The organism is Streptomyces sp. NPDC059679 (assembly GCF_042734105.1).
In the GTDB taxonomy this organism is placed as follows: Bacteria; Actinomycetota; Actinomycetes; order Streptomycetales; family Streptomycetaceae; genus Streptomyces.
Window position 1 is genome coordinate 58,251 of sequence record NZ_JBHWES010000036.1, and the last position, 13,003, is coordinate 71,253.

Below are 13,003 nucleotides of genomic sequence, written 5' to 3' on the forward strand. Positions count from 1 at the left end.
CTTCTCCGGCCCACCACCTATAAATACCCACCCTAATGCGTCGGCCGCTTCTTTTTTTAAAAAGACCCCCCCCTTGGGGCGGCCCCGCCCCCCCCCCCGCCGGCGGGGGCGCCGGCGCCGCCGCCTCCCGGCATCATCCCGGGGTTGAGGGGCATGCCGCCGCCCGGTGTCCCGGGCTGGTTGCCTGTCTGGTTCCCGAGGCCGGCCGCCGTCTGGTTGCCGCCGTTGCCGAGCGGGTCACCTGGCGACCGGTACGGCTCCTGGTCCCACAACTCCCGCTCGTACGAGGACGGGTCGTACAGCGAATGGGAGTTGCCGCCTCCGCCGCCACCCCCGATGCTGCCGAGGTTGCCTCCGGGGGTCTGGTGCTGGGAGCCCGGGAGTGAGTCGCCGCCCCCGTTCAGGTGCCCTGTGATCGTCTTGCCGTCCGGGTTGCTGATGGACGTACCGCCGGTGTCCGGATCGATCGTGGTGGTGTGGCCGTCCGGGTACTCCGTGACCACCTGCCCCCGGGAATCGATGTGCGACATGCTGCCGTCGGGGTTGTTGAGGATGTCCCCGGAGTTGAGCGGCCCGGAACGCGTGTGCCCGTCCGGGTCGATGATGCTGGAAGTCTGGTGGTCCGGATCGATCGTGGTCCTGTGACCGTCCGGGTACTCCGTGACCACCCGGCCGTGGGAGTCGATGTGCGACTCGCTCCCGCCAGGGTTGGTCAGTGAGTCGTCGCCGTTCACCGGACCGGTGATCGGGTCGTGCGACATCGGCGGCAGGTCACCGTGGTTCAGCTGCCCACTGCCTATGTGGTTGAGCGCCTGCTCCTGCTGCTTCTGGTACTCCCGCTGGCGCTGGTCGTACTCCTCCTGCGCCTGCTCCTGCTTGTGCTGCTGCTCTTCCTGATACTGCTGTTGCTGCTGCTGGTACTGGTCCTGCTTCTTCTGCGCCTCGGCCTGCTTCTGCTCGGCGTCCTTCTCGGCCTGAGCCTGCTTCTGTTCCTGCTCCTTCTCCCGCTGAGCCTGCTCCTTCTCGGCCTCGGCCTGCTTCTGGTCCTGCTCCTTCTGCAGTTGCTCCTGCTCTTGCTTCTGCTCCTTCTCCTGCTGCTCCTGCTTGGCCTCCTGCTCCTTCTGAAGCTGCTCCTGCTCCTCCTTCTGCTCCTTCTGAAGCTGCTCCTGCTCCTTCTGCTGCTTCTCCTGGAGCTGCTCCTGCTCCTTCTGCTTGGCCTCGGCCTCCTGCTCCTTGTGAGCCTGTTCCTTCTGGAGCTGGTCCTGCTCCTTCTGCTGCTTCTCCTGGAGCTGTTCCTGCTTCTTCTCCTGTTCCTTCTGAAGCTGGTCCTGCTCCTTCTGCTGCTTCTCCTGGAGCTGCTCCTGCTCCTGCTCCTGCTTCTTCTGGAGCTGCTCCTGCTCCTTCTGCTTGGCGTCGGCTTCCTTCTCGGCCTGGGCCTGCTTCTGCTCGGCCTCCTTCTCCTTGGCCGCCTGCTCCTTCTCCGCCTCGGCCTGCTTCTGCTCCTGCTCCTGCTGAAGGTGCTCCTGCTTCTTCTCCTGCTCAGCCTGCTTGGCCTCCGCCTCCTGCTCCTTCTGAGCCTGCTCCTTCTCGGCCTCGGCCTGCTTCTGGTCCTGTTCCTTCTGGAGCTGGGCCTGCTTCTGCTCCTGCTCCTTCTGCTTGGCGTCGGCTTCCTTCTCGGCCTCGGCCTGCTTCTGCTCGGCCTCCTTCTCGGCCTGAGCCTGCTTCTGCTCCTGCTCCTTCTGCTTGGCGTCGGCCTCCTTCTCGGCCTCGGCCTGCTTCTGCTCCTGTTCCTTCTCCTTCTGCTCCTGTTCCTTCTTCGCCCGTTGCTGCTCGCTCCTCTGCTGGGCCATCACACCGGCCTGGGCATGCTGTTGCTGCCGCTGGTACTCCTCCTGCTTCTTCTCCTGCTCGGCTTGCTTCTGCTCAGCCTCCTTCTCCTTCTGAGCCTGCTTCTGCTCCTGCTCCTTCTGCTTCTCTTCAGCCTCTTTCTCGGCCTCGGCTTGCTTCTGCTCCTGCTCCTTCTCCTTCTGGCCGGCCTCCTTCTCGGCCTCGGCCTGCTTCTGCTCGGCCTCCTTCTCCTTGGCCGCCTGCTTCTGCTCCTGCTCCTTCTCCTTCTGCCCGGCTTCCTTCTCCGCCGCGGCCTGCTTCTGCTCCTGTTCCTTCTCCTTCGCCGCAGCCTTGGCCTCGGCCTCCTTCTCCTTCTGCTCGGCCTCCTTCTCCTTAGCTGCCTGCTTCTGCTCGGCCTCCTTCTCCTTGGCCGCCTGCTTCTGCTCCTGCTCCTTCTGCTTGGCCTCGGCTTCCTTCTCCGCCGCGGCCTGCTTCTTTTCCTGTTCCTTCTCCTTCGCCGCAGCCTTGGCCTCGGCCTCCTTCTCCTTCTGCTCGGCCTTCTTCTCGGCCTTGGCCTGCTTCTCCTCCCACTCCTTCTCTTTCCGGGCGGCGGCGGCCTCGGCCTTCTCCTGCTTCTCCTCCCATTCCTTCTTCTCCTTGGCGGCGTCGGCCTCAGCCTCTTTCTTCTCCCGCTTCGCGTCCGCCTTCTCCTTGTCGGCCTTGTCGTCCTCGTAGCCATTGGACAGGCTGTCGCCCCCGCTCGACGTCCTGATTTTTCCTACGTCGAAGTTCGCGGGGCTCCACGCGTCGTGCACGGCCGTCAGCGAGTCGGCGGCCTTGTCGATCAGGTATTTCTTGACGGAGTCCATCCACTTGTCCACCGCCGCCTGGCCGACTGCCTTCCAGGTGTCAATGTTGTACAGCGGGCCGTAGCTGTGGCCGTCACCATCGACGGCGTCCTGCTTGAAATGATCGGTGGCATGGTAGGTGACTCTGGTCGTCCCGTGCGCAGAAGCGTGCACCTTGTAGGTGATGTTCTGGATGTTGTGATCCCACGTATTCTTCACGATCTCCGTCAGCAGGTCGGAGAGAAAGCTCAGCGGGTTACCATGGCGAATCTCCCACCAGGCCCAGTGCTGCTGGAGTTTCCGGGCCTCCCTCTGGAGCACATCACGTGCGTCCCGGATGGCGTCGCCCGGCACCGACCCTGTACTACCCTTGCGCAGGCTCTCGGCGTAGTCCTCGTACTGCTTGTTCAGCTTGTGGATGAGGTCCCAGAAGACACCGGCCGCCGTGCCCTTCCACTTTTCGTTCTCCTCTACCCCGACCTGCTTGTGCCATTTCTCTAGTTCCTTCAGGCGGTCGGCGTAGAACTGGGCGACGCGGTCGAAGGCATCGGCCGCCCTGTCGAAGGACGCCAGCTCGACGACCTTGTCGGGGGGGACGTCGATTCCGTTCCACTCGAAGTCACGTGTGCCTTCGTCCCTGTCGAGCAGGGCCTCAAGGGCCCGGCCCGTTCCGTAGGCGTACTGCGTGTGCTTCTCCGTGTCGTACGTCGTCCCTTTGTCCGAGTCCTTGAAGTCTCCGTCGAGTCTGGTCTCGCTCTTGCCTCCCTCCAACACACCTTTGACCACCCCGTCCTCCTGGCTGAAGGCGCCCAGGAGCGTGAACCTGGCCTTGTAGTACGAGATTTCGTCTCCGGCCGCGTCCGCGCCGGAGTCATACCCGTTCCCCGTCTTGTAGAAGGGGATCACGAAGTTCGTGTTGCTTATGTTTTGACCCGCGTTTTCGCCGATCCAGGAGAGGTCATCCGGATCGACGTAGTCGACCTGTCCCTGCTTGGTGATCTCCACCTTCATCAGCGGGATGTCCTCGTTGCCCTTCCATTCCTTGAACAGCTCTTCGATCGTCGGCGCTTCGTAACCGGTGAAGAGTTTCACCGTCTTCTGCCAAAGGTCGCTGCTGCTGGAAAACGGCACGGCGACGCCTCCATCGGGCGGGGGGAACGAGGGGGGGGTACTGCGGTGTTCAGCCGGGACGGCTACGGCTCACGTGGCGTCATGGTTCTTCAGCGTCATTCGCTGCCACCGCCGCTGTCCCCGCCGGAGCCGGACCCCGCGGAGCCTCCGCCGGAGCCCGACCGCGCGGAGGCCAGGTCGTCGTCCACGTCTTCGAGGGGGTCGAGGATCTTCTCGCCGTCGATCTTGCCCAGGCTGGCGCCCTGGGTCTTCAGCAACTTGTGGACGGTCTCCCGAAGGTTGTCCTCGATGTCGTCGAAGAGGACCTGCTGCTGCCCGATCATCTCCACGATCTGGTCGATGAGTTCACTCACGACCCCGCGCAGGTTGTCCCCGTTGCTCTCCTCGTCGTGAGCCATGAAGCCGATCGTGAGGGGCAGTTGCGTCCCCGGGGGGACGTGCGCACCCTCCCACTGATGCGGGTTGTCCTTCTTCAGGCTGCTCACCGCGGGGATTTCCCCCCTGTCCTGGAGGATCTTCTTCAGTTCATCCTGAAAGCCCAGCACATCGTGGTTGATGAAGTGTTCCATCCACTTCTTGTCCAACTGGATCGGTTCGGCCATCTCTCTGCCCCTTCTCCTATGCCATCGCTCTCGTGGACGTCCTGCGCCGCACCGGGCGGCCCCGCCCCTGTGCGTCAGTCCGCGGGCTGCCCTGGCTGTCCCCGCAGTTGCCGCCGAGGTCGTCGAGCACCGCCGCACGGTTCGCGAGGAGCACCTTCATGTTCTCCACGGCGCGGTGCCACGACGCCAGATTCCTGACGCAGACCTCCTCGTCGCGGCCCTCCCCGCTGCTGCTGATCAATTCCCGCAGCTCCATTCCGAGCTGGGACAGGATCTTGTCGATCTGCTGAGACTTCGGCCGCTCGCTCTCAGCACGCTGGTGGGTGTGCGGGAATTCGACTGACACAGCACGTACCTCTTTCCTCGCTGAGGGAGTTGTCTGCGGGGCACCTGTGGGGAGGGGGGACCTGCGGATGTCCTGTGCCGAGGCGGGCGGCCGCCCGCGTGTGTCACCGCGCAGACAGCCGCCCGTACCACACCGCGCCTCAGCGGCCGATCTTCACGCTTTCCCAACTGGTCGTGAGATTGCGCTGGTTGGTCCGGTAGTCGTCGCCGATGCGTTCGAGCAGGTCCGAATGGCTCAGGAGGAGCTGCCTCATGTTGTCGACAGCCCGGTTCCACTTCGCCTGCTTCTCGACGTAGACCTGCTGGTCGTCACCTTCCCAGCTGTCGATGAACGGCTTCAGGTGCTCTTCGAGCTGATCGAGGATCTTCGCGATGTTCTGCGTCTGCAGCTTCATGTCCTCAGCCGCGTTGTCGGTTCCGTTGAACTCGACATAGATGTGCCCGTCGGAGAAGTCCATTGACATGGCACGTACCTCTTTTCACTGCGAGGGGATAGGGGGGAGATCGGGATGGAACCGGGTGTCCGGCACCGGGGTTCCGCTCAGCCGTGCAGCGAGTCGAAGATCGACTGCGCCTGCGAGAACTCCTGGTCGACGGCTTCCTGCTGCGAACCCTGCGTCAGGTTGTTCTGCCGGAGCGTCTCGTTCAGCTTGTCGATGACGTCGTTGAGGTTCTTCGAGATGACCTCGGCCTGGTCGTCCCACTGCTGCATCAGTTCCTGGTACTTCTTACCGTCGCTGCCCCCGTAGGCATTGCCCAGGTTCATCTTCGTGCTCTCGACGTCCTGGCGGCAGACCTGGATGTTGCTGAACGCCTCTTCCGTGGAAGAGATTCCGTTGCGGGTTGCGCTCTCTTCCGACCTCGTCAGACTTCCCATGAGATGCCCCTTCGACTGCTATTCGAGTATGACTCACCTAAAGCGATGCTATGGCGCCGTGAACAGCGTTAGCAACCGTTTCTCTTGAAAATTCACCTTGCAGTTATCAATGTCACTTGGTGTCAGAATGCGAATGACGGTAAAAGCCCGTCAATTCTTTGTTTCACAGTGCGGGGCCGAGGATTTGCCCCGTCCGGCGCTCGCCGCCTGCGGTGTCAGGTCCGGGCCCGTCGGCAGCATGGCCAGCAGCGCGGACGGCAGGGCCTGCGCCTCGCCCTCGCCGTATCCCAGCGCTTTCAGTGAATCGGCCGCGGGCAGCCGGTATTTCATTCCGGTGTCCGTCACCAGGTAGAGCGTGTTGCCGACTTCGCCGCCGCCCGCGCCCAGTACGTGCACGAGGGCGCCGCCGCCCGGCCGTACCGTGATCCGGTTGACCGTCACGCATGCCGGGACGAGCCCGTCCGGCGGTGCCTGCGTGGTCGGGCCGAGGTCCGCGTCGCGGATCAGGGCCACGCTCACCCGCGTACCGTCGCTCCCGGACTCGACTCCGACGCAGGGTGTCCGTCCGGCGCCGAGGTCCACCGGTTCCGGTGGAGTGGCCGGCTGTCGTCTGGCCGTCTCCGTCTCCGGTGTGTCCGGGGCCAGATGGCCGCTCAGCGCGTCGGCGCCGAGGCTCGCGGCCGACACCACTCCGCCCGGATACGCCTTCAGCTTGGTGTCCGGATCGCCGAGGGCCAGCGCCGCGCCGGTGGCGGTCAGGGGGGCGAGGCCCTCCTTGCGCAGCAGGTAGTAGCGGGCGGTGCCGCCCGGTGCGGCGGCCTTGAAGACCTGGCCGATCCGGGTCTGGAGCCCGCCCAGTGCAGGACCCTGCCCGCCCCGGCCCGGCACGTCCGGCGGGGTCAGGTCGGGGCCCGCGGGCAGGGAGTTGAGGAACGCGGCCGAGACCCGCACCGGTGTGGTGGAGCCGTAGCCGAGCGCCTCGGCGGCGTTGGCCTTGCGGTCGAGCCGCAGTCTGCGGCCCTGCCACACCAGGTAGTCGTCCTTGTCGGGCCCGGTGACCAGCAGCCCCTCCCCGGACTTCAGTCCCGCGCCGTCGGCCTTGGCGCCCACGGCCACGGTGGTGCCGGTCGCACCGCCGGCGTTCCCGGAGCACACCTGCCACGGGTCACTGGTCAAATTGTCGTTTCCCGGCGGCTCGTCGGGGGCTCCGGGGATGCCGACCGGCGAGCCGTGCGGGGTGCCGCGCAGCGACTTGCTCCCGATGGTCATGACCTTCATCCGGTCACCGGCGAGCAGCTTCGCGGAGGTGTAGTTGCGCACCGGGCGCAGCCGTCCGCCCAGGTACATGTAGTGGGTGCCGGTCTCCTTGTTGACGACCAGCGTGCCCGGGTCCCGCCACGAACTCTTCGTGCCGGGCTTGAGCAGGCCGAAGACGAACGACCCGGCGAGGAGCAGGATCGCGATGAGGATGCTGATGGTGACGGCCCGGTTGGTCCTGCCCTGCGGGCTCTCCGGGGCGTCCGGGTCGGCGCGCAGCATGGCGGAGGTGAGCCGCCCCATGACGAACATGTGCGCCTGGACCTGGTCCCGCTTCGTCTGCACCGGTCACTCCCTTCCGCGTCCGCTCGTCCCGTTCACGCCGCTCACGCCATCAGCCCGCGCAGCGCGCTGTACGCGCCGAGCGCCCACAGGACCAGGGGCAGCAGGCTGAGCGCCATCAGGTAGTGCAGGATTTCAGCCGCCCGGCCCCAGTACGGGACGAGGCGCCGCCCCGGCACGGTCCAGGAGGCGATGGCGATCGCCGCCGTGAGGGCGAGCAGTCCGGCGACCACCAGCGGGCGGCGGTCCGGTGCGTAGTCCTGCGCGCCGACAAGGATCAGCAGGAGCAGCCCGGCCGCGCCGGGGAAGGTCAGGAAGAGCCGCTGCCAGGTGTTGCCCAGGCCCCGCGCGTGCAGCATCAGCAGCAGCGACAGCGCCACGACCGTGAGCACCGAGGGGAGGTTGGCGTACCAGGCGAGCGGGACGACGCAGGCGGCGCAGGTGGCGCCGACCGCCCCGTACAGCGAACTCATCCAGCCGTCCGCGAGCGCCGTGCGGCCGGCGACCGCGGCGGTCGGGTGCGGTTCGATGCCCTCCTGGAGCTGCTGGGCGTTGGTCGGCAGCGGTGGCACTTTCAGCCCCGACATCCGAAAGGACAGGGAGGGGACGAACGCGCCGAGGATCACGGCCGCCAGCGCGATGATCCCGGCGACGTGGTGCGTCGCCAGGTCCGCGGTGAGCATGAGGGTTCCGGCGAGCGCGCCGAACACCGCGACCACGCCGGTGCCGAGGAACAGCGCGGCGTACGCGGCCACCGCGGCGAGCACGACCGTCGCGCCGCCCGCCCCCGCCACGCACGACGCCAACAGCCGTGCGCCCACGACCTCGTTGGCGTGCGGCCCGGTCAGGTCGCCGCCGGGCACCAGCCAGCCGGCGAACGCCAGGTAGGGGGCGGCCATGAAGCCGAGCGTGGCGCCCGCCGTGGCATCGCCGACCGCCCGGCTCGCCGAGCCCGCGGCCGCGACCAGCAGCAGTCCGACCGCGGCCGCGCACAGGGCGCGCACCCCCACCGAGCCGCCGGGCAGGGAGAGCACCACGAGCCCGGCGGTGAGCGCGGTCACCGTGAGCCCGAGCAGCAGCCGCCGGCTGGCCTCGGGGGTCCAGCCGTAGGGGCGGGACCGCATGGTGTCGGAGATGCCGGCCACCAGGTCGTCGAGGTGGACCTCGGGCAGCGCGTCGGTGCGCGGCCGGAGATAGAGCGTCTCGCCGTCGCGCAGGTCGTACGAGTCGAGGGTGCGCTCCTCGTCCATCGGCGCGGCCCCGATGCGTTGGAGCACCCAGCCGCCGTGGTCGATGCCGGTCTCGGCGAGGTCCTCGCCGCCGTAGCCGAGGACGGCGGGCAGCAGATCGGCCACGGGGACGTCGGAGGGCACCGCCAGATCGACGCTCTTCGCGGGCGCGCGGACGGTCAGGCGGCACATGTCGGCGGCCTGGGTGGCGGTCATCTGACTGGCTCACGCTCCTCCGATATTCCGCCGAAGGACATCGTGTCACTAAATGACGGAATGGCATTGGAATTTCATTGACAGAATGTCACTGAATGACACTGTGTTCCGGGCGGAAGTCCTCACGGTGGCGAAACGGACTGGGGCTGCTTTTCAGTAGGCATAGTTCCATCCGCACGCCATGGCAATGCACTTGCCTTTCGGCAAAGTACACACCTTCTATTGGGTGCACAATACTATTCCGAACCCCGGGACCGGCACCTGCGGACCCATTGCCCGTATCGCCGGTGCCCCTGCCCGTATCGTCGTTTCCACCGCCCGTAAGGAGACCGTTTTGAGTGTGGTCTTGTTCCGCAGGCCGGCCCGCCGGCGCGGCCCGGACATGCCCGAGGGCGAGTTGAACCTCCAGGAGCCGCCCACGCTGCCGGAGGTGGTGCCGGACAGCTCGGCCGTGTGGACGTACCTGCCGATGGCGCTCATGTCGGTGTCGATGATGCTGATGTTCATGCGGCCTGGCATGAGCCGGTCGTCCGGCAGCCACTTCATGTACCTGGCCGTCGGCATGATGGTGCTGGCCTCCGGCGCCATGATGCTCGGCCAGATGATGCGCAAGGTCAGTGAGCGCAAGCAGCGGTTGAAGGGCGAGCGCCGCGACTACCTGCGCTATCTCACGCAGATCCGGCGCAAGGTGCGCACCGCCGTCGCCGACCAGCAGAAGGCGCTGGCCTGGCGGCACCCGGAGCCCGCGGCCCTGTGGGCGTTGGCGGGCACGACCCGGTTGTGGGAGCGCCGCCCGCAGGACGAGGACTTCGGCGAGGTGCGGGTGGCGGTCGGGGAGCAGAAGCTCGGGCTGCGGCTGACGCCGAAGGCGACCACGCCGGTAGAGGACCTGGAGCCGCTGTCCGCGCATGCCCTGCGCAGCTTCATCCGGGCGTACTCCACCGTGCCGGAGCAGCCGATCGCGATCTATCTGCGGGCCTGGGCGCGGGTGCTGTTCCGCGGCGACGAGCAGCGGATACGTGCCGTGGCCCGGGCCGTGATCGCCCAGTTGGCGACCTTCCACGCGCCCGACGACGTCTGGGTGGCGCTGTGTGTGTCGGATGAGCGGCGGGCGGACTGGGAGTGGGTGAAGTGGCTGCCGCACAACCTCCATCCGCAGGAGAGCGACGGCGCGGGCCCGGCCCGGATGTGCGTGTCGGCCTTCAACGAGCTGGAGGACCTGCTGGGCGCGGAGTTCCTGGAGCGGCCGGCCTTCGACCCGGACGCGGCGGCCGGGCGCGAGGAGCCCTTCACGGTGATCGTGGTGGACGGCGGAAGCGTGCCCGGCGGTCACCGGCTGGACGGCCCCGGCTTCCGCAACGCCGTCGTACTGGACCTGAGCGGCGCGCTGACCTGGCGGCCCGGCCGGGTCACGCTCCGCTTCGACGTGTCCGAGAAGGACTTCACGCTGGTGCGCACCGACCGGGAGCGCAAGGAGCAGCCCACCCGGCTGGGCCGCCCCGACCGGTTCGGACCGCTGGGCGCCACCGCGCTGGCCCGGCGGATCGCCCCGTACCGGATGGGTATGGGCAGTGAGGTATCCGAACCGCTGTCGGCGAGCGTGGAGTTGACCACCCTGCTGGGGATCGGCGACCTGCGCCGGCACGAGCCGGCCTCGCTGTGGCGGCGCAACACCGGCTCCGCCCGGCTGCGGGTGCCGATCGCGGTGTGCGCCGACGGGACCCCGCTGGAGCTGGACATCAAGGAGTCCGCCCAGGGCGGTACGGGCCCGCACGGCATGCTCATCGGCGCCACCGGCTCCGGCAAGAGCGAGCTGCTGCGGACCCTGGTGCTGGCGCTCGCGCTGTCCAACTCCTCCGAGACGCTGAACTTCGTGCTGGTCGACTTCAAGGGCGGCGCCACCTTCCTCGGTCTGGACGAACTGCCGCACGTCTCGGCGGTGATCACCAACCTGGCGGGCGAGGCGGCGCTGGTCTCCCGGATGCAGGACGCGCTGCACGGCGAGCTGATGCGGCGGCAGGAGCTGCTGCGGGCGGCGGGCAACTACACCTCCGCGCTGGACTACGAGAAGGCGCGGGCGTCCGGCACCCCGCTGACGCCGCTGCCCAGCCTGTTCGTCGTCGTCGACGAGTTCAGCGAACTGCTCGCCGCGCACCGCGAGTTCATGGAGCTGTTCGTGATGATCGGGCGGCTCGGGCGGAGCCTGGGGGTGCATCTGCTGCTCGCCTCGCAGCGGCTGGACGAGGGCCGGATGCACCAGCTGGAGAGCCACCTGTCGTACCGCATCGGACTGCGCACCTTCTCCGCCATGGAGAGCCGCGGCGTGCTCGGCGTCCCCGACGCCTACCAGCTACCGCCACGCCCGGGCAGCGGCTATCTCAAGTCCGGGGTGGAGGCGCTGACCCGGTTCCGCGCGGCGTATGTCTCCGGCCCGTACCAGGAGCGCAAGGCCGGCGCGAACCAGGCCCGGGTCGCCAGCCAGACCATGCCGTGGACCTCCGGCTACGTGGTGCCCCGCCAGGTGCCCGACGTGCCCGAGCCGGAGCCGGAGGAGGGGTTGGAGGAGACCGGGGAGACGCTGCTGTCCGTCGCGGTGGAGCGGCTGCTCGCCGCGGGGCCGCCCGCCCACCAGGTGTGGCTGCCGCCGCTGGACCTGCCCGCGACCCTCGACCAGGTGCTGCCGCCGCTGACCCCCGACCCCGACCTGGGGCTGACCACCGTCGGCTGGCCGGGGCGAGGCCGGCTGGCCGTGCCGATCGGCATCGTGGACAAGCCCTTCGAGCAGTTGCGGGACCTGCTGACGATCGACCTGTCCGGTGTCGGCGGGCATGTGGCCGTCGCGGGCGGCCCGCAGAGCGGCAAGTCCACCCTGGTGCGCACCATCCTCACCGCGCTCGCCCTCACCCACACCCCGCGCGAAGTGTCGTTCTTCTGCCTGGACTTCGGCGGCGGCACCCTGGCGGGCCTGGCCGAGCTGCCGCACACCGCCGGCGTGGCGGCCCGCCTGGACACCGAACGGGTGGGCCGGACCATCGCCGAGGTCAACTCACTGCTGGCCGCACGCGAGCGGTACTTCCTCGACCACGGCATCGACTCCATGGCCACCTTCCGGCGCCGCCGCGCCGCCGGGGAGCTGACCGACCAGCCCTACGGCGACGTGTTCCTGGTCATCGACGGCTGGTCGACCGTACGGCAGGACTTCGACCAGCACATCCAGACGTTCAACTCGATGGCCGCCCGCGGCCTCAACTACGGCGTCCACCTGATCGTCACCACCGCCCGCTGGGTGGAACTGTCCGCGGGCGTACGCGACCAGGCCGCCACCCACCTGGAGCTGCGGATGGGCGACGCGATGGACTCCGAGATCAACAGCCGCCGCGCGGCCACCGTGCCGCGGCTGCCCGGCCGCGGCCTGACCCGCGACGGCATGCTCCACTACCTCTCCGCACTCCCCCGCATCGACGGCGTGGAAGGCGCGGAAGACCTCGCGGACGGCGTCTCAGGGCTGGTCGCCGCGGTCAAGGAGAGCTGGCCCGGGCCCCGGACCCCGCAGGTGCGGATGCTCCCCACCCGGCTTCCGGTCTCCCAGCTCCCGCCCCCCGAGGGCGACCTGCGGATCCCGATCGGCCTGGAGGAGAACGAACTGTCCACGGTCTGGCACGACTTCAGCGAAACCCCGCACATGATCGTCGTCGGCGACACCGAGAGCGGCAAGACCAACATGCTGCGGCTGGCGGCCAAGGCCATCATGGAGCGCTACACACCGGCCGAGGCCCGGATCATGGTCGTGGACTACCGCCGCACCCTGGTGGAGAGCATCCCCGACGCGTACCGCCTCGGCCACGCGGTCTCCATCGACGCCCTGCGCGACATCGTCGGCGGCGCGGCCAAAGCGGTCAAGGCGCGGGTGCCGGGCGCGGACATCGCCCCGGCACGAATGAAGCTGTGCGACTGGTGGACAGGGCCGCGGTTGTTCATCCTCGTCGACGACTACGACATGGTGGGCGGCGACTCGATGAACGCGCCGTTCGAGCCGCTGCTGGCGCACCTCGCGCTCGGCTACGAAGTCGGACTGCACATGCTCGTCGCCCGCTCCGCGGCCGGCGCCTCGCGCGGCCTCAACGACCGCCTGCTGCGGCGCATGCAGGAGATCAACACCCCCGGTCTGCTGCTGTCCTGCCCGCCCGCTGAGGGCTTCCTCTTCGGCAACGTCAAGGGCCAGGTGCTGAATGCGGGGCGGGCCACGCGCGTCGCCCGCCGGAAGGCGACGCGGGTGCAGACGGCGCTTGTGGAAGAGGGGCCGGCGACATGAGGGGCCGGTGCCGGATA

At 68.1% G+C, this 13,003-nt stretch carries 8 protein-coding genes; 1 reads left to right on the plus strand and 7 read right to left on the minus strand.

Features of this window, described 5'->3' with window-relative positions:
- Positions 1 to 56 precede the first annotated feature (56 nt).
- The 7 genes from ACFV2X_RS31795 to eccD all read right to left on the minus strand — a co-directional run bounded on the left by ACFV2X_RS31795 (position 57) and on the right by eccD (position 8,674).
- Positions 57 to 3,806, minus strand: a complete 3,750-nt coding sequence (locus tag ACFV2X_RS31795; RefSeq protein WP_385623096.1) for an AAWKG family protein — start codon at positions 3,804 to 3,806, stop codon at positions 57 to 59.
- 95 nt (positions 3,807 to 3,901) lie between these two features.
- Positions 3,902 to 4,408 (minus strand): type VII secretion system-associated protein, encoded by a 507-nt coding sequence (locus ACFV2X_RS31800; RefSeq protein WP_385623099.1) that lies wholly within the window; start codon positions 4,406 to 4,408, stop codon positions 3,902 to 3,904.
- A gap of 16 nt (positions 4,409 to 4,424) precedes the next feature.
- Entirely contained in the window at positions 4,425 to 4,754 is a 330-nt protein-coding gene (locus ACFV2X_RS31805; protein ID WP_385623101.1) for a hypothetical protein, read from the minus strand.
- Positions 4,755 to 4,893: 139 nt separating this feature from the next.
- The gene (locus ACFV2X_RS31810; RefSeq protein WP_385623104.1) at positions 4,894 to 5,217 is read right to left on the minus strand and encodes a WXG100 family type VII secretion target; all 324 of its coding nucleotides are present in this window, start codon (positions 5,215 to 5,217) and stop codon (positions 4,894 to 4,896) included.
- A 77-nt stretch (positions 5,218 to 5,294) separates the two neighbouring features.
- Positions 5,295 to 5,630, minus strand: coding sequence for a WXG100 family type VII secretion target (locus ACFV2X_RS31815; RefSeq protein ID WP_385623107.1), 336 nt, complete (start codon positions 5,628 to 5,630; stop codon positions 5,295 to 5,297).
- Positions 5,631 to 5,780: 150 nt separating this feature from the next.
- On the minus strand, positions 5,781 to 7,232 hold the full coding sequence (gene eccB, locus ACFV2X_RS31820) for a type VII secretion protein EccB (protein WP_385623110.1): 1,452 nt from the start codon (positions 7,230 to 7,232) through the stop codon (positions 5,781 to 5,783).
- A gap of 41 nt (positions 7,233 to 7,273) precedes the next feature.
- On the minus strand, positions 7,274 to 8,674 hold the full coding sequence (gene eccD / locus ACFV2X_RS31825; protein WP_385623113.1) for a type VII secretion integral membrane protein EccD: 1,401 nt from the start codon (positions 8,672 to 8,674) through the stop codon (positions 7,274 to 7,276).
- 340 nt (positions 8,675 to 9,014) lie between these two features.
- On the opposite strand from eccD, the gene eccCa reads away from it, so the two are divergent.
- Positions 9,015 to 12,986 carry a type VII secretion protein EccCa gene (gene eccCa, locus ACFV2X_RS31830; RefSeq protein ID WP_385623196.1) on the plus strand — a complete coding sequence of 1,324 codons (3,972 nt, stop codon included), beginning with the start codon at positions 9,015 to 9,017 and terminating at the stop codon, positions 12,984 to 12,986.
- The last annotated feature ends 17 nt before the right edge of the window (positions 12,987 to 13,003 follow it).

Coding starts and splice junctions, on each gene's coding strand:
- ACFV2X_RS31800 (WP_385623099.1), bottom strand. CDS start 4,408: ATGGCCGAACCGATCCAGTTGGACAAGAAGTGGATGGAACACTTCATC.
- eccD (WP_385623113.1), bottom strand. CDS start 8,674: ATGACCGCCACCCAGGCCGCCGACATGTGCCGCCTGACCGTCCGCGCG.
- ACFV2X_RS31810 (WP_385623104.1), bottom strand. CDS start 5,217: ATGTCAATGGACTTCTCCGACGGGCACATCTATGTCGAGTTCAACGGA.
- ACFV2X_RS31815 (WP_385623107.1), bottom strand. CDS start 5,630: ATGGGAAGTCTGACGAGGTCGGAAGAGAGCGCAACCCGCAACGGAATC.